General features: G+C 67.5%; 15 protein-coding genes. 8 read left to right on the top strand and 7 right to left on the bottom strand.

Annotated elements, in window-relative coordinates; all coding sequences use genetic code 11:
* Positions 1 to 105: 105 nt before the first annotated feature.
* Positions 106 to 963 carry a universal stress protein gene (locus AC1RIF_RS04505; RefSeq protein ID WP_492600191.1) on the top strand — a complete coding sequence of 286 codons (858 nt, stop codon included), beginning with the start codon at positions 106 to 108 and terminating at the stop codon, positions 961 to 963.
* On the opposite strand, the gene AC1RIF_RS04500 is transcribed toward AC1RIF_RS04505, so the two are convergent.
* The gene (locus AC1RIF_RS04500) at positions 964 to 4,443 is read right to left on the bottom strand and encodes a universal stress protein (RefSeq protein WP_492600190.1); all 3,480 of its coding nucleotides are present in this window, start codon (positions 4,441 to 4,443) and stop codon (positions 964 to 966) included.
* Between the two features lie 208 nt (positions 4,444 to 4,651).
* On the opposite strand from AC1RIF_RS04500, the gene AC1RIF_RS04495 reads away from it, so the two are divergent.
* Entirely contained in the window at positions 4,652 to 5,029 is a 378-nt protein-coding gene (locus tag AC1RIF_RS04495) for a TA system antitoxin ParD family protein (protein ID WP_492600189.1), read from the top strand.
* Positions 5,026 to 5,604, top strand: coding sequence for an ATPase (locus AC1RIF_RS04490; RefSeq protein WP_492600188.1), 579 nt, complete (start codon positions 5,026 to 5,028; stop codon positions 5,602 to 5,604). Before AC1RIF_RS04495 ends, AC1RIF_RS04490 begins: the two co-directional genes overlap by 4 nt.
* Before the next feature lie 1,442 nt (positions 5,605 to 7,046).
* Here AC1RIF_RS04490 and AC1RIF_RS04485 read toward each other — a convergent pair.
* The 3 genes from AC1RIF_RS04485 to AC1RIF_RS04475 form a co-directional block, all read right to left on the bottom strand.
* The gene (locus AC1RIF_RS04485; protein ID WP_492600187.1) at positions 7,047 to 7,424 is read right to left on the bottom strand and encodes a hypothetical protein; all 378 of its coding nucleotides are present in this window, start codon (positions 7,422 to 7,424) and stop codon (positions 7,047 to 7,049) included.
* A gap of 250 nt (positions 7,425 to 7,674) precedes the next feature.
* Positions 7,675 to 8,475: an alpha/beta fold hydrolase gene (locus AC1RIF_RS04480; RefSeq protein ID WP_492600186.1), complete on the bottom strand. Its 801-nt coding sequence runs from the start codon at positions 8,473 to 8,475 to the stop codon at positions 7,675 to 7,677.
* 230 nt (positions 8,476 to 8,705) lie between these two features.
* A complete protein-coding gene (locus AC1RIF_RS04475; RefSeq protein WP_492600185.1) occupies positions 8,706 to 9,116 on the bottom strand; it encodes a VOC family protein in 411 nt (136 codons plus the stop codon).
* 266 nt (positions 9,117 to 9,382) lie between these two features.
* Between AC1RIF_RS04475 and AC1RIF_RS04470 the strand changes: the two genes are divergently transcribed.
* Entirely contained in the window at positions 9,383 to 10,165 is a 783-nt protein-coding gene (locus AC1RIF_RS04470; RefSeq protein ID WP_492600184.1) for a SigB/SigF/SigG family RNA polymerase sigma factor, read from the top strand.
* A 10-nt stretch (positions 10,166 to 10,175) separates the two neighbouring features.
* Here the strand turns inward: AC1RIF_RS04470 and AC1RIF_RS04465 are convergent, their stop codons facing one another.
* The gene (locus AC1RIF_RS04465; RefSeq protein WP_492600183.1) at positions 10,176 to 10,409 is read right to left on the bottom strand and encodes a metallothionein; all 234 of its coding nucleotides are present in this window, start codon (positions 10,407 to 10,409) and stop codon (positions 10,176 to 10,178) included.
* A gap of 329 nt (positions 10,410 to 10,738) precedes the next feature.
* Entirely contained in the window at positions 10,739 to 11,338 is a 600-nt protein-coding gene (locus AC1RIF_RS04460; protein ID WP_492600182.1) for a TetR family transcriptional regulator, read from the bottom strand.
* Positions 11,339 to 11,414: 76 nt separating this feature from the next.
* Between AC1RIF_RS04460 and AC1RIF_RS04455 the strand changes: the two genes are divergently transcribed.
* On the top strand, positions 11,415 to 12,350 hold the full coding sequence (locus AC1RIF_RS04455; protein ID WP_492600181.1) for an aldo/keto reductase: 936 nt from the start codon (positions 11,415 to 11,417) through the stop codon (positions 12,348 to 12,350).
* A gap of 58 nt (positions 12,351 to 12,408) precedes the next feature.
* Here the strand turns inward: AC1RIF_RS04455 and AC1RIF_RS04450 are convergent, their stop codons facing one another.
* Positions 12,409 to 13,026 carry a DUF1109 domain-containing protein gene (locus AC1RIF_RS04450; RefSeq protein ID WP_492600180.1) on the bottom strand — a complete coding sequence of 206 codons (618 nt, stop codon included), beginning with the start codon at positions 13,024 to 13,026 and terminating at the stop codon, positions 12,409 to 12,411.
* Positions 13,027 to 13,209: 183 nt separating this feature from the next.
* Here AC1RIF_RS04450 and AC1RIF_RS04445 point away from each other — a divergent pair, with 183 nt between their 5' ends.
* From AC1RIF_RS04445 to AC1RIF_RS04435, 3 genes are all read left to right on the top strand, one after another.
* Positions 13,210 to 13,632 carry a hypothetical protein gene (locus AC1RIF_RS04445; protein ID WP_492600179.1) on the top strand — a complete coding sequence of 141 codons (423 nt, stop codon included), beginning with the start codon at positions 13,210 to 13,212 and terminating at the stop codon, positions 13,630 to 13,632.
* A gap of 122 nt (positions 13,633 to 13,754) precedes the next feature.
* A complete protein-coding gene (locus AC1RIF_RS04440) occupies positions 13,755 to 14,780 on the top strand; it encodes a tyrosine-type recombinase/integrase (protein WP_492600178.1) in 1,026 nt (341 codons plus the stop codon).
* Positions 14,781 to 14,933: 153 nt separating this feature from the next.
* Positions 14,934 to 15,284 carry a hypothetical protein gene (locus tag AC1RIF_RS04435; protein ID WP_492600177.1) on the top strand — a complete coding sequence of 117 codons (351 nt, stop codon included), beginning with the start codon at positions 14,934 to 14,936 and terminating at the stop codon, positions 15,282 to 15,284.
* Positions 15,285 to 15,392: the final 108 nt, after the last annotated feature.

Here is a 15,392-nt window from a genome sequence, read left to right as displayed (position 1 = left end):
AAAGTGTCGTCCCGCACGAACCGGGCGGCAAGACGCCGCAAACAGCTGTGCCCGCCGATACGCCGGTGTTAGCTGGAACGAAGACACGACCTCGAAGGAGGACCGATGAGCAGTTCCCCGATCGTCGTCGGCGTCGACGGCTCCGCGAGTTCACGTGACGCGGTGCGCTGGGCCGTTCAGGAGGCCGCGGTCCGCAGAGACACCCTCACCCTGGTCACCAGCGTCAGCTCCGGCGGGATCGGAATGTCGTCACCGTTCGCGGACGACCTGCGCATCGCCGGCGACCATGCTCTGGCCGACGCGGTCGCACTGGTGAACACCACAGCCGAACCCGCCGTCGAGACCACCACCGAGATGGTGGCCCTGACCCCGGTGCACGCGCTGATCGAACACGAGACGACCGCGCGGATGATCGTGCTGGGCACCCGAGGGCTGGGGGAGTTCACCGGCGGACTCGTCGGCTCGGTGACCTCCGCCGTCGTGCAGCACGCCGCGTGCCCGGTCGTCGTGGTCGCGGGCTGGCCCCGCCCCGGAGAACCCGCATTCGACGGCCCCGTCATCCTCGGCGTCGACGGCACCGCCGCGAGCGAACCCGCCACCGCGGCGGCGTTCGAGGAGTCGTCCCTCCACGGAGCCGACCTCGTCGCGCTGCACGCCTGGTCCGATCGTGACGTACCGGCCGGGCCGGACACCGGAGCGTGGGCCGAGATCGCGGCCGGCGAACATGCCGCCCTGACCGAGCGGCTCGCGCCGTGGCGGGACAAGTATCCGGAGGTGGCGGTGCGGCAGGTGATCGTGCAGGACCGGCCGGCTCGCAACCTGCTCATGCACGGAGCCGGTGCCCGGTTGATCGTCGTCGGCAGCCGCGGCCGCGGTGGCTTCCGAGGCATGACACTCGGATCGACCAGCGCCGCGCTGCTCCGCACCGTCTCGCTCCCACTGATGGTGGTCCGGTCCCGCTGATCACCGCTCGACGCGCTGCGCCCCCCGGCAGATCATCACGGGGCACGGCGCGTGGTGCAGCAGATTCTGACTGGTCGAACCGAGAAGGGCACCGGTGATCCGGCTCCGCCCGCGACTGCCGACCACCACCATCTGGGCCCGCTGCGCATGCTCGATCAGCACCCGTCCCGCACTGCTCTGCACCAGCACCGACTCGACCTCCACATCCGGATACGCCGATGCGTGCCCGGCGATGCTCTCGGCGACGATCGCCTGCTCGCCCGCCTCGACCGCAGGCCAGTCCACCAACCGGAACGCGCCGTGCCGCTCGATCCGCCGGCCTGGACCCCACGCATGTACCGCGACGAGCGGCACCCCCAGCACCGACGCGTACCGGAACGCCACCCCGACCGCGCGCACACTCAACTCGCTGCCGTCCACACCCACGACGACCGGCCGCCGGTCCGGGTACACCGGAGGGCCACCACGGCACACCAGCACCGGGCACTGCGCATGGTTGGCCACCCGCTGCCCGGTCGAACCCACCAGCGCCGCACCGACGGTTCCGGAGCCCGTCGCACCGAGCACCAGCAACTCCGCTGCCTCACTCACATCGAGCAGCGCCGTCGTCGGCGGACCCGGGTAGGTCGCCGTCGTCGTCTCGAGCCCGGCGAACTCGGTCTCCAGCACGCTCCGCGCGCGACCCAGGAGCGCCTGGCCCTCCGATTCGAGCTTCTCCGTGAACTGCGCCTGGATCAGGACGGCCGCCTCGCTCAGATACACGCCCGGACTGGGAAGCGCGTGCATCACATGCAGGGGAGCCGCGCGCCGGCCCGCGAGCATCGCCGCCCAGCGCAGCGCATCGAACGCCGAGGGGGACTCGTCGACTCCGACGACGATCCCGTCGAGCGCAGGCAGTGCGGCCGCATCCGAATCCATGTCGAGCGCCTCCTCACGAACGCGGTCAGGACCACTCAGGTCCACACTGTCACCGATCACCCCACCGACGGGCGCCGTCGGCGTGTCGCCCGGTACAGGCCCCACCGGTACGGTGATCCGTTCACCGGCCGCCACCTCGTGGACCACGCCGTCGATGTCGACCCGGATCGGCGGGGCGGCACTCGCCCGCGTCGACACCGTCACCGCCACGTGATCGCACGCGACGTGTATCCAGTGCCCGCGGTAGCGGACGTCGAATTCGAGCCGCCGCAGCTCCGTCGGGAGCTGCGGATGCAGCCAGAGGACATCGCCACGGATGTCGAATCCCGAGTAGCACCGCTGGAGGATGTCGATGCTCCCGGCCATCGCCCCCAGATGGATGCCCTCACGGGTCGTACCACCCTGTGTGTCGGCGAGATCCGCCTCGAGCGAGCGGCACAGCATCTGCCACGACCCCCGCCGATTCCCGCGGGTCAGCACCCACGCGTGCGCGACCCTGCTGAGCGTGGACCCGTGCGTGGTGCGCGCGAGATAGAACTCGACGGTATCCGGAATCGACGCCGGATCGAACGGATAGCCGAGGTCCCGGATCAACGCGGTCAGTTCCTCGGCAGTGAACAGGTAGAGAAGCATCAGCACGTCCGCCTGCTTCGACGCCCGATAGCGGATGCAACTGTCGTTCTCCGCTTCCAGGATCAGATCGAGCCGCCCGATGTTGCCGTACCGCGCCCGATATCCGTCCCAGTCCAACTCCGCCAATCGGTCGTACCCCTCGAACTGGCTGAGCAGGCCGTTGTCGAGGAAACACAGCCGGAGCCTGCGACGCAGAAAGTCCCAGTGCTCGACCTCCTCGTCGGAGATCCGGAGCCGCTCCCAGACCCCGGCCGCTTCGTTCTCACCCAGAATCCGGTACGCGTCCAACGCCCGGGCCACCGCCCATGCCGTCATCACATTCACGTACGCGCTGTTGTCGATGCCGCCCCCGGGGCGGTCCGGGTACCCGTCATGGAACTCGTCGGGGCCCATCACACCGCGGATGTCGAACCGGTCCGCGGCCGGGTCGTACACCGCCAGGCTCGCCCAGAAGCGGGCGTTCTCCACCAGCAGCTCGGCGCCGAACGCCGCCAGGAACCCCAGATCCGCGGAGGCCTCCCAGTAGTGCCACACGTTGTAGGCGACTGCCAGACCGACGTGGTACTGCCGCCGCGAGTGGTCGGCCATCCACCGGCCGGATCGCGGATTGAACAGCACCCGCGGCGTCTCCTCACGCCCGTCGCTGCCGCTCTGCCACGGAAACACCGCGCCGCGCAGCCCCTGCGACGCCGCCAATCGCTTCGCCTGCGCCAGCCGCCGGAACCGGTACAGCAGCAGAGCCCGCGTCAACTCGGGCAGCCGGAGATTGAGGAACGGGAACACGAACATCTCATCCCAGAAGACGTGCCCCCGATACGCCTCGCCGTGCAGGCCGCGCGCCGGCACACCGGCGTCCAGATCTGCGGTGTGCGGCGAAAGCGTCTGCAGCACATGGAATATCTGCACGTTCGCGGCCTGCCGGGTGGGGACGTCCGAACCCAGGTCGACCTCGAACCTGCGCCACAACGACGCCCACGCCTCGGCGTGGTCCTCGAGCAGACGCTCGAACGGACACGCATTGTGCACCGACTCACGCGCCGCCAGCACCGGCTCCGAGATCGCCCGATCGTGCGACGTGTAGACCGAGACCGTCTTCTCGAACTCGACGGCCTGTCCCGGCGTCACGTCCAGCACGATCCGATCGCTGATCGCGTCCGCCTCGAACCGGCGCGCGCGCTCGGGATCGACCCCCATCCCGTCGACCCGAACCCGCGTCCGGGCCGCGAGAGCCACCTGTACTCGCGACTGGCTGGTCTCGGCGCGCAGCCACACGACGTCCGCGCCGGACGGCCCGACCGTCACCTCTGCCAGGTGCCGGTCCGCGAACTGCGACAGGTCCGGCACGTTGGTGTTGCGCACCGTACCGTCGAGCGTCGAACGCACCGTCAGCCGACCGGACCAGTTCTCGGGTCGGAGCACCGTGTCGACGACCGCCAGGTGCGGGTCGGCCATCGACACGATGCGGCGCTGACGCAGCCACGTTCGGCGACCGTGCGGGTCCACCAGCAGCGACTCCCGCAGCAGCAGTCCACCGCGCGTGTCGAGTCCGACGTGGTGGTGCAGCGTCTCGAAATCGCCGCCGGGGGAGAGCCACTCGCCGTCCTCGATCCGAAACGTCAACGCCGTCCAGTTCGGCAGGTTCACCAGACTCTCGTCCTCGTGGCGCATCCCGTCGACCATCGAGTCCAGCCGGTTGTAGCAGCCGGCGACGTAGACCCCGGGATAGTGGATGCCGTCCGCGCGGCTCTCGGACAGCGCACCACGCGTGCCCAGATAGCCGTTGGCAAGGGTGAGGAGCGATTCCCGGAGGCCCTCGGTGGCAGGGTCGTACCCGCGATACGTCAGCAGCCAGGCCGCATCGCCGTCGCCCGATTCCGTGAGCGCGCACAGTGCGCACCCGGAATCGGGTGTCGCACCGACGGGAGGCACCGCGCCATTGTCCCACGCAGGACATTCGCGCACCCGGCGGTCGAGGTAGCGGCCCTCGTTCCGATCGGCAGCGCCTCATCGGGAGAACGGGGTACACCTGTCCGGCAGGTGCTCGTGGGGCTGTCACCTGCGACGAACTCCTGTAGCAGATTGCTACAATAGTCTCGGCGATGTCGCCCGAAGTGGACGTTGCCTCGAAGGAGGAGTCATGACGGAGGTCGTCGACAAGGTCACCAGGTTCTCGTCGGAGCTCTTCGACGCGGCCTCGATCGAGGGGGAGCGGGAGCACCGCTCGGCACGCCAGCAGCTCGAGCACTGGGCCCGCGTGGGACGCGAGGTGTCGAACCAGCGGCGGATCGCTCGCCGTCGCGTCGAGGCCGCTCTCGCCGGCCGGATGCCGCTGAACGCGCTCACCGACGAGGAAGGTGCGGTGTTCAACGCCGAGATCGCGGCCACACTCGAAGAGTCGCTCGCCACAGGCAATCACGTTGCCGACCGCGCTGCCCAGGGCCGCACATCGGTCGTGCTCGACGACCAGGGCCGCGTCGTCAAACACCTGCCTGACGGCACCCAGATCATTCTGTGAGACGTCTCGACCTGATCGTCGGGCCGAACGGCGCCGGCAAGTCGACATTCGTCGAGCAACGCCTCGCACCGCTGCTGCCGGGCAGCGTATTCGTCAACGCCGACGTCATCGCCAAAGACCGCTGGCCCGACACCGCCGAAAAGCGTTCCTACGAGGCCGCGCAGATCGCAGCGACCATCCGACTCGCCCTGATCGAGCAGGGCGAGTCGTTCATCGCCGAGACGGTGTTCTCGCACCCTTCGAAGCTCGAGCTGATCGACCGGGCCCGCGACGCCGGGTACATCGTCGTGCTCCACGTCGTCCTGGTGCCGGTCGAGCTGTCGGTCGCTCGTGTCGCCGAGCGTGTCGTCGAGGGCGGGCACTCGGTGCCCGAGGAGAAGATCCGCGAGCGATTCAAACGCCTGTGGTCACTGGTCGTGGACGCGATCGGCCGAGCCGACCACGCGACCGTGTACGACAACACCGCCGCGGACGTCACACGGATCGTCGCGCGGTTCGTCGACGGAGACCCGGTCGGCGAGATCGTCTGGCCCGTATGGACTCCGCCAGAGTTGACCGAAATGGCCCACGGCTGACTCGGAGGGAGCCGACCACATGCGCGGCCGCACACGTCGAGGCCGTCCAGCCACAGCAGGATCAGGCACCGACAAGGATCCACCCCACGAAGCCAGTCCGTTTCATCACTGTGACGAAACAACGTCAGGGGCACCTGGGGTGAGGGGACTTGCCGGCGAACGCACCGGATACCCGAACGCGCGCGAGGTCGTCGCGGAAGCCGAGATACGCCAACCACTCGGATACCGAATACGTGATACGTGACGGACGAAGAAGGCCGGGATCGGAACGCCAGTCTCCGCGGGCGCGCCTCGAGCCCAACGTGCGCCAACTCGAACAAAGGTCGGCGACCGCGGTTGCACCGACTACGCGGCGTTCGATCGTGGCCGGCATGACGGCACGGCATGCCGGTTCGGTTCGCAGGTCCCAGAACGTCCGACGGGCGGCGGCGTACTCGGCGGTGTTATCACAGGTCACCATTTCGCCGATAATCCACATTATGTCAAGTAATGGAGATCGGGCGGCTCCCCACGAGGGACGGGACGGCATGCGTCGCAGACCCCGCCGCGCATCCACCGTCCAGGCGCGTCCAACCGTGAGGCACCGACGCCAGTCCGAGACCCGTGCGATCGGCTTCGCGGGACGCCATCTCCGATGCGGCGGACCCTTCAGGCTGTCCAGTGGACCCTTCCGAGATGCCGGCCCGGCCGGCCACCCGGACAGGCTCGCGCCGCCGCGCGCATCCGACATCCACGGCGGCCGTCCATGCATCGAACACCCGACGGCGATGCATCCTGTATGCGTGCCGGACACGGCGATCGACGCCGTACGTGCAGCATCGATCTCCACGCGACGACGAGTTGCACCCGAAGGACCCCGAGCCGGATGTCGATCGGGCCCGCCCTCCCCGCCGGTCACCGACCCCGACGGCACCACTGTCATGGATAATGACGAATATCCATGTGCGCGTTAGGATTTCACCGCACTCCCCTCGGCTGTCCGTCCGTGTGAATCGCCACGCCAGTTGCCGGATGTGCACAGCGGTTGGCGCAACTGCGATCTCCGATCACTCACTCGACTGCGAGAGCCTCGGTGCCCTGCGGAGTTCTGATCTCGCCTCCCTTACGGTCTCGCTGACATTGCGGAGTCGGTTTCGGTGACGACCTCGCGCATTTTGGTGTCTGCGATGCTTCCAATGGCAAGTCCCCCACCCTGGAGTTCTGCAGCTTCATTCAGTCACTGTGGCGAAACTGTCGGACTTGGTGGGGCTGTGCCTGATTGGGCGAACCTCATTGCCCGCTCGTCCGGACCGTCCACGGAGATCGGGAATGCAGCAGCCTCCTGGGCGACCTCCCGGCCGGTCGCATCAGAACGATTCCGATCGACAGTCCCGCCCAAAGCGGGAGAAGCGCCGCGAGCTACGAGCCAAACGGATTCGCGGTCGCGTCTCTGACGCCTGCAATCAGCGATAGATCTCCACATGGGCGTTGGTGATGACCCCAGCGTTCAACGAAGGGGCGCCCCAGTTCGTGCCACATGCCCCCGTGGTCTGACCTGCCGGAGCGAAGGAGCGACTGGACTGGCTGTAAGGACCGATCGCATAGAGAGGAAAGGCATTGGGGATGCCGTGAAGGCCCCAACAGTCGACGATCAGCACGTACTCCCTATCCGGGGGCACATCGGCGTCATGGCATGTCGCCGTCGCATTGAACACATCCCACTGAACGACGCAGTCCGCGGGATCAGCCTGGGCAGAGCCAGAGCCGAGGACCGTCGCGAATGCCAACCCCGATACGGCCACGGCCGTGACGCGTGCAGCTGCGAGAGAAGTGATTCTCATTGAGATCCTTCCAGTAGCAAGTACCACCCTGTCGGCCGTGCGTGATGAAACGTTACTGCTGCATTGTTGAAAAATGTCGTCTTCCTTACGTTTTCACGCTGAAGAGCAGCGAACCGTCGGATGGATCGAGAGCATTGTCGGTGCTCTCTGGACAAGCGGCGCGCTGTGGGGTTCGAGACCCGGGCTGAGCATCGCGATCGTCGTTATCGTGCTCGTCGCAGTCAACGGGTCATTGCAGGACAGCCGATGTTCACGCTCCGTCGCAGGTCGGCGTGGAACTGCCGCCGAGCAGGAGCGCGCTGGTCAGATTCGGACCGTCGACCATCGGCACGTGCCCGACCCCAGGCAGCTCCAGCACCCGAGCCTGGGGGAAGACGGTGCGCACTCGCCTGGCCTCGTACACCGGGTGAATCATGTCCATCCGGCCCCACACCACGGTGATCGGGACCGCCGCATCAACGAGCGGCGGGAAGTCGAACGAGGCTGTCCGAGCTTTGTCGATCAGGGTGTTCGTTGCGAGTGAATGCGCACTGATCACGGCTTCGTCGTACGACACCCGGCTTGGGTGCCGGTAGAAGGCGGCGAGCGAGGGGTACCGAACGGCTCTGTACCGCATGACTTTCGGCATCCTCTGGCCCAGCGCCCTGGTCAGGGCGCGCGGGATTCGGAACAGCAGCGCGGCCCGGGCCCGATCGGCAGGACTGACGTAGAAACCCGCTGGGGAGAGCGCGGTCGCCGTCGCGACCTCGCCACGAGCAGCGAGAGCGAGAGCGAGCCAACCTCCGAGGGAGTTCCCGGCGACATGTGGGCGCTCACCCGGAGGTGTCACCGAACGGACGAACTCGCCCAACTCCGCGAGGAGCCGACCCAACACGTCCGGACCGTCGGCGAGTGGCGGCGATTCTCCGTGGCTGGGTAGGTCGGCGGTGACCACCCTGCGGTAGGGCGTCAACTGGTCCAGCAATGCGTTCCAGACCTGCCGACGATCGACGATCCCATGCACGAGCACCAGGGTCGGCCCAGAACCTGCGACGTCATGGCGCAGTTCCATGTGCAGATGCTACTGCCGACACCTTGCTCGACCGGGTCAGCTCGGTGCGTTGTCATGGTGTCGAAAGCCTACCGAGACCTTCAGGCCCCGCTCCTGACGAGAACTCTCGGCTCTCACAGCGGGCCTTCCACGTCGATGAACCTCGTCGGTCAGGTTGGTCGAACCCCGTTACCCGGCGTCGCCCGCGGCGAGGATCCGGACAGCGATCCCCGTCCGGTTCGGCATTCCGGTCAGGGTTCGACGCTGATCTGCCAGACGTGTCCGTCCGGGTCGGCACACAGCGCGGTGTACCCCCAGGGCTTGTACCCGGGTTCGGCTAGCACCTTTCCCCCGGCGCTGCGGATGCGATCGACCAGACCTGCGACCTCCTGCTCCGTGGCCATCCCCACGCCCACAAGGCACTCGCTGGTCCCGACGGGAGCAAGCACACGACTGTCTCCGAGGACCCAGCCGAGACCGTCCGCCGGAATGAGCGCCAACATGGTGCGCTGATCGATGCGGAACATCAACGGTTCGGGCACGCCGTCGTCCGCGAGATCGCCGACAAGCTCGAAACCGAAAGCGTCTCGATAGAACACCATCGATTTCACGCGATCTGCAATCGGCAGGCTGATGTGGAAACCACGGGCCGTCACGGACACGACCACTCCCTTCGGTTGACGACACGGTCATCGGTACTGACCACTGGCGACAGTGGAACTCATCGGCCGGAGTGTCCGGATCCGGGCCTTCACGATCTTTCCTCCGGACTCGAATACATGCCGAATCGGCATACGATGGACGCATCCGATGTCCGGCCGAACGGAGGACGGGTGAGGCACGACGACGCACCTCGACGTGATGCGCGGCGGCCCGACCGTGCAGCACCGCCGTTCCGCTCTCCCCGACCGTCGCGCGGGTCGATTGCGTGAACCGCCCGGTCGAGCACACCGACGAATACCGTGACGTGGGTCCGGTGTTCGAATCGATGGCGGCGCTCGACCGGCGGGATCCGCGCTACCGCGTGCTCCGCGACTCCGTGATCACGCGATGCCTCCCCCTCGCCGATCACATCGCTCGACGGTTCGACGGTCGCGGCGAGTTCCACGACGATCTGGTGCAAGTGGCGCGCGTGGGGCTCGTCAATGCGGTCAACCGTTACGACGCCCGCGTGGGATCCGATTTCGTCGCCTTCGCGGTCCCGACCATGATGGGCGAGGTTCGGCGCCATTTCCGGGACACCGGGTGGTCCGTGCGGGTACCCCGCCGTACGAAAGAACTGCATCTCGAGATCGGCCGCACGGTGGGAGTCCTGTCGCAGCGTCTGGGACGGCCGCCGACGCGTCGCGAACTCGCGGCCGAACTTCGGATCGGCGAGGACGCCGTCGCCGACGGGCTGCTGGCCGGCAACGCGTACCGGACCGTCTCGGTGGACGCCGGGACCGTGGTGCGCGGCCACACACATCCGCTGGCCGAGACCCTCGGCGTGGACGATCGGCGCCTCGAGGCGGTCGAGAATCACGAGACGCTCCGGCCGATGCTGGCAGCGCTCCCCGATCGCGAGCGCCGGATCGTGGTGCTGCGGTTCTTCGCGAACCTCACGCAGAGCCGGATCGCCGAAGAAGTCGGGGTGTCCCAGATGCACGTCTCGCGGCTGTTGGCGCGGTCCCTGGCGACGCTCCGTCATCAACTCGACGGACACGAGCGCTGACGCCGCGGCGTCAGACCCGGTCGACGAGCCGTTCGTGGCCGGCGAGCCGCGCACAGTTCGCGCAACAGAAGATTCGGCTCTCGTCCTCCACTCCGTGTCCGAGGATCCGACATCCGCAGTGACCGCACACCGGCGCCATCGCATGTGCGGCGCATTCGAAACTGTCGAACACCCCCCGCCGATCCCCCATGATCACGGTGAACGCCTTGTCGTAGTCGTTGCCGCACGTCTCGCACCTCGGCATCTCGCCCTCCTCCTGATGCGCCGGCCGCAGATGCCGGCCGACATGGATCGACTACCCCTCGGGAGATGGCGCTACACCTGATTCGGCGATCGGAATCGGCCGTGAAAGCACGATGTCCCGCTGCGTTCGCGTACGCAGCGGGACATCGGCAAGTTCGAGGCCAGGCACACGTCGGGGGGTGCGCCTGGCCACCAATAAGGTATCGAGACAGCTTCGTCAGGGAAAGCTGCACCGGGGTGAAATCGGGGGTGAAGCGGTCGAAACGCTCGTCTCACACGCGGGCGGCGTCGAGTTTCGAACGACGGGGGCGTAGAACGCTGCGGTCGGCTCTAGGCCGGATTCCCGGGCGCGAGCGTGTCGAAAGATCGACGGAGGAGTTCCACTGCGTCCGTGGTCTCGTCGGGCTCGGCCCAGGTGGTCAGCGCAACGTCGAAGCACGCCAGCGACGCCTGCACCAGGGTCTGTGCTCGCAGTACCGCGAGGTCACCGGCGAGTCGCTCCTGCACGAGCGGGGTGAGCAGACTTGACCACATCAGATGCTTCTCGAGGTTGCGAGCACGTAGGGACGGCGCGCTCGTCAGGACACGCATGGTCCTCTTGCTTCGTTGTTCGTCCCTGTTCGGTAGCGCCAGCAGGGCTTCGAAGGACGCCCTCAGAGAATCCCAGACCGGTTCGTCGGCCGGCCGCGCGGCGAAGGCGTCGCGGACGAACTCACCCCAGGGAACGAGGTCGCCGATGACGGCGTCCTCCTTGGCCGGGAAGTAGCGGTGGAAGCTGCGGGCCGAAAGGCCTACCTCGGCGGCGATCTGCTCGACGGTGACCGCATCGAAACCCTGCTGGGCGAACAGGTCGATCGCGACCTCGGCGATCCGTGTGCGGACGGCCTCGCGCGTGATGTCGCGCAGGCCCGGATTCGATGAACTTTCCACGATGCGAAGCGTACAGTGCCGAATGTGTCATAGTCTGACGCAATTGACTGAGACTGACATAACGAAGGGGTTCAACATGGACACGCGCATTCTCGGACGGCAGGGCCTGGCCACTGCCTCTCTCGGCTACGGGGCGATGGGCATCGCCACGGGTTATGGCCCCACCGACGACGCCGAGTCGATCACCGCAATCCGAAAGGCCCATGAGCTCGGCGTGACGCTGTTCGACACCGCCGAAATGTACGGCTGGGGCGAGGGCGAGAAACTGCTCGGGCAGGCGCTGGCGCCGATCCGCGACGACGTGGTCATCGCGACGAAATTCGGCCTCACCCGCTCCTTCGGATCCGACTCACGCCCCGAGCACATCCGCGAGGTGGTCGAGGCCAGCCTGCGCAACCTCAACGTCGACACGATCGACGTGCTCTACCAGCATCGCCCCGACCCGAACGTCCCGGTCGAAGACGTGATCGGGACGATGAAGGAGTTCGTCGAGGCAGGCAAGGTCAAGTACCTGGGGTTGTCCGAAGCGGACGAGACGACCATCCGCGCCGCGCAGGCGGTGCATCCGATTTCGGTGCTCCAGACCGAGTACTCGATCTTCGCGCGCGACGTCGAACCCCTGTTCCCCGTTCTCGAGGAACTCGGTATCGGATTCGTCGCCTACTCGCCGCTGGCTCGGGGCTTCCTCAGCGGCGCGGTGGCCTCCCGTGAGAGCTACGACGCCGGCGACTTCCGCCGGCACATCCCCTGGTGGGCGCCGGGGAACTTTCACGCCAACATCGCCGTCGTCGACGAATTGACCGCACTGGCCGCCGGCAAAGGCGCCACGCTCGCACAGCTGTCCCTGGCGTGGCTGCTGACCCGCAAGGACTACATCGTCCCCATCCCGGGATCCCGCAACGCCCAGCGCGTCGACCAGAACGTCACTGCGTCCGAGCTGGACCTGACTCCCGACGATCTCGCCACCATCGAGCGGATCGCCCCCACAGGTGGCGTCGGCGGCCGCATGTAAGCGGGCGCACGCCTCGACCGAGCGGCCCGACGGTCGGAGGGAACAGCAGCCCGCGAAGTCAGTCCCGCCAGACGGAGGTGTACCCGTACCAGGGCCCACCCAGGTGGTTGGACGAGAAGTCGTCGAACCCTGCGGGTGTTCCGTTCGGCGAATAGACCCATCCGGTGCTGGCGCCGAGGGAGAACCAGGACGCTTCACGGAAGTAGACCGCACCGTCGCGGCCCTCGAACACCTGGGAGATGTCGAACCGGCCGATCTCCAGGTTCTCTCTCGTACCTTCAGGGCTGGCGAGCAGTTCCCGAGCGGCCTGCTCGAACTCCGGTCGCATCTCGTCGAACGGCGTCGGCTGCAAGAAGGCGCCGAACGCGACAGCGCTCAGCACGATCACCGGGGCCTGGAGAATCCGCCACGACCACCGACGTTCTTCGACGACGTAGATCAGTGTGCGGATCGCCCAGACCATGCCCACCGCGGCGAGCGTCAGCAGGGCGCCGACGTAGAAGAGCAGAGGCTCCGCCCACTCGAGACTGCCGAAACGAGATGGCCACCGACCGTAGTGGAGACAGAGCAGCAGGCCGACCGCGAGAACCGTCACGATCGAGACGACCAGACCGGGAGGCGTGTATCGCTTGCGCGCACCGGCCCGCTTCGCATCGGTGGGCCTCGTCTCGCTCACCCGCACAATGTAACTGGATCCTCCGAGCGGCCGGCGCCGATTCGCGAGTGCCGAGAACGTTCCGACCGCGGCGTCGAAACGACGGGTCGGCGAGGAGGGAGCGGAGCTAGACTGGCCGCACCCTCGACCGGCGCTGATGTTCAGGTGGGGAGCGGTGCCGGTCGCAGACCTGGAGGTCCGCCGATGAGTCCACACCCCCGACCGCGTCGCGCATCGCTCGTCGGAGCTTCTCTCGGCGCCGCGGGCGTCATTCTGCTCGGAGCGCAATCGGTCGCCGCAGCGCCGACCGACACCGTCTTCCCCATTCCCGTCGCCGGGGTCGGTGTCACCGCGACCGGACTCCCGAACGCGGGCTACTTCTACCTGACCGCCACCACCGACCCCGACACTCCGGGAGTGACCCGACTGGGGCCGTACACCGATGTTCTCGTCCACTGGCGAAACATCTCCACCGGCGCGGCCGGTGTCGCATTTCTCGACAACCGCTACGGCACGCCGGTCGAGACCGGTTCCGGGACGGTCGTCGCCTCGGCGACGGTTCCCGACGGCCCCGGATACCGGATTCTCGCGATCACACCCGGCGCCGGCGTCTGGACGGTTCCCTGACCGCACCGCAGACCCCGACCGAGCCGGGACGGGCAGCCGATACACTTGTCGGGCGCGTTTCGAACACACATTCGCCGCGCATCCGACAGCGAAGTCCCGGAAGGACATTGGAGCAGGCCCAGGTGAGTGACGATCGACAGCATCTCGAGTCCTGGTTCGGCGAGTTCCTGTTGCATCGCAGCACCGCGAAGCCGTCGCCGCACACGCTCAAGGCGTACCGGCAGGACTTTGCGGCCATCGCCGGACACCTCGCCGAGCAGTGCGGGGCCGATGCTGCGGCGCTGCCGGTGGAGGTGATCACCAAGCAGTCGATGCAGCAGGCGTTCGCGGCGTTCGCGGCGTCGCACGAGGTGGCGTCGATCCGTCGGTGCTGGTCCACCTGGAACACCCTGTGCGACTTCCTGTTCTCGCTCGACGCGATCGTCGCGAACCCGATGTCGGCGGTGTTGCGTCCCAAGGCGCCGAAGCGGCTACCCAAGGCGCTGCCGGCCGACGCCGTCACTCGGCTGATCGCGACGTTGCAGGAGGACGACACCGACGGCGTCCGGCCGTGGGGCGAGCGCGATTTCGCGATCATTCTGATGGCGCTGCTGACCGGAATGCGGTCGTCGGAGCTGATCGCGGTCGACATCGGCGACGTGCGCGGCGCCGCCGATCCGGGAAACGGGGGTGCGCGGGTGATCCTCGTGCGGGGCAAGGGCAGCAAGGAGCGGGTGGCGACCGCGGAGCCGGCGCTGGTGGCAGCGTTGACGGGCTATCTGGCGTCGCGCGTCGAACGATTCCCGGGTACCGCGAAGCAGCGGGTTCCGGCCGACGCCAGCCCGTGGCAGCACTTCCGCAGCAGCGATCCGCTGTTCGTGGGAGCCGACGGCACACGGATCACCCGCGGCACGCTGCAGTACCGGGTGTTGCGGGCATACCGTCGAGCCGGGATCAACGGCGAGCGCGCCAAGGGAGCGCTCACCCACCAGTTCCGGCACACGTTCGCCACGAACATGGCCGACGAGAACGTCAGCATCTTCACGCTCATGCGCATGCTCGGCCACGAGTCCATGAACACCACACAGGTGTACACCGAGGGCGCCGGGACCGGTGTGCGTGAGGCGGCCGCCCGTAATCCGCTGTATCGGATGCTCGACGGCAGCTGACGAACCCGTCGACCGGTTCCGGACATTTCATCCGGAATTCGCACACCGGAATGTCGTGCGGGACGTACGGTGGTCGGCGGCGGTGGCGACGCGTACCGCTCTCCTGCTCGACTCTCTCCGGCGCGTCCCCCTGAGTAGAAGGTGAATTCGTCGATGTACGCCGACGTCGCCCCGGCCGCACCGCCCCGTCACCTGCGACTCGTCGCCCCACTGCCCGCGCCGGGTCCGGACTCCCCCGGCGCCGTGGCCGAGCGCGAACACGACCGGCACGCCTCGACGTGGCCCGACTTCGTCAACGTCCCGATCATCTCGCCGACAGAGCTCGGTGCGACGTGGAGCGTGGACGACGACACCTACGTGGAGGCGCACGGTCGTCGGGTACTGCTCCGCTGTGTGGACGTCGACGGCGTGGAAACCACTGTCCACCTGCACGACGACATGATCGACGAGTTGGTGGCGGCGATCGTGTCGGCGCAGAGGCACCGCTGCCCGGCGCACGACTGAGCGTGCCGGAGAAGGCCGGATTTCCGATTCCCCTGCCGATGCACTCGGGACCTGCGAGACTGGTCAACGGTTTGTTCGGCGAGATCGACGCCGCCGCCGTGTGTCGTG

The sequence above is a fragment of the Prescottella sp. GW823-FHT02E09 genome (assembly GCF_058797375.1).
Note: the sequence above shows the minus strand (reverse complement) of the source record. Positions and strands in the feature narration are given on the sequence as shown.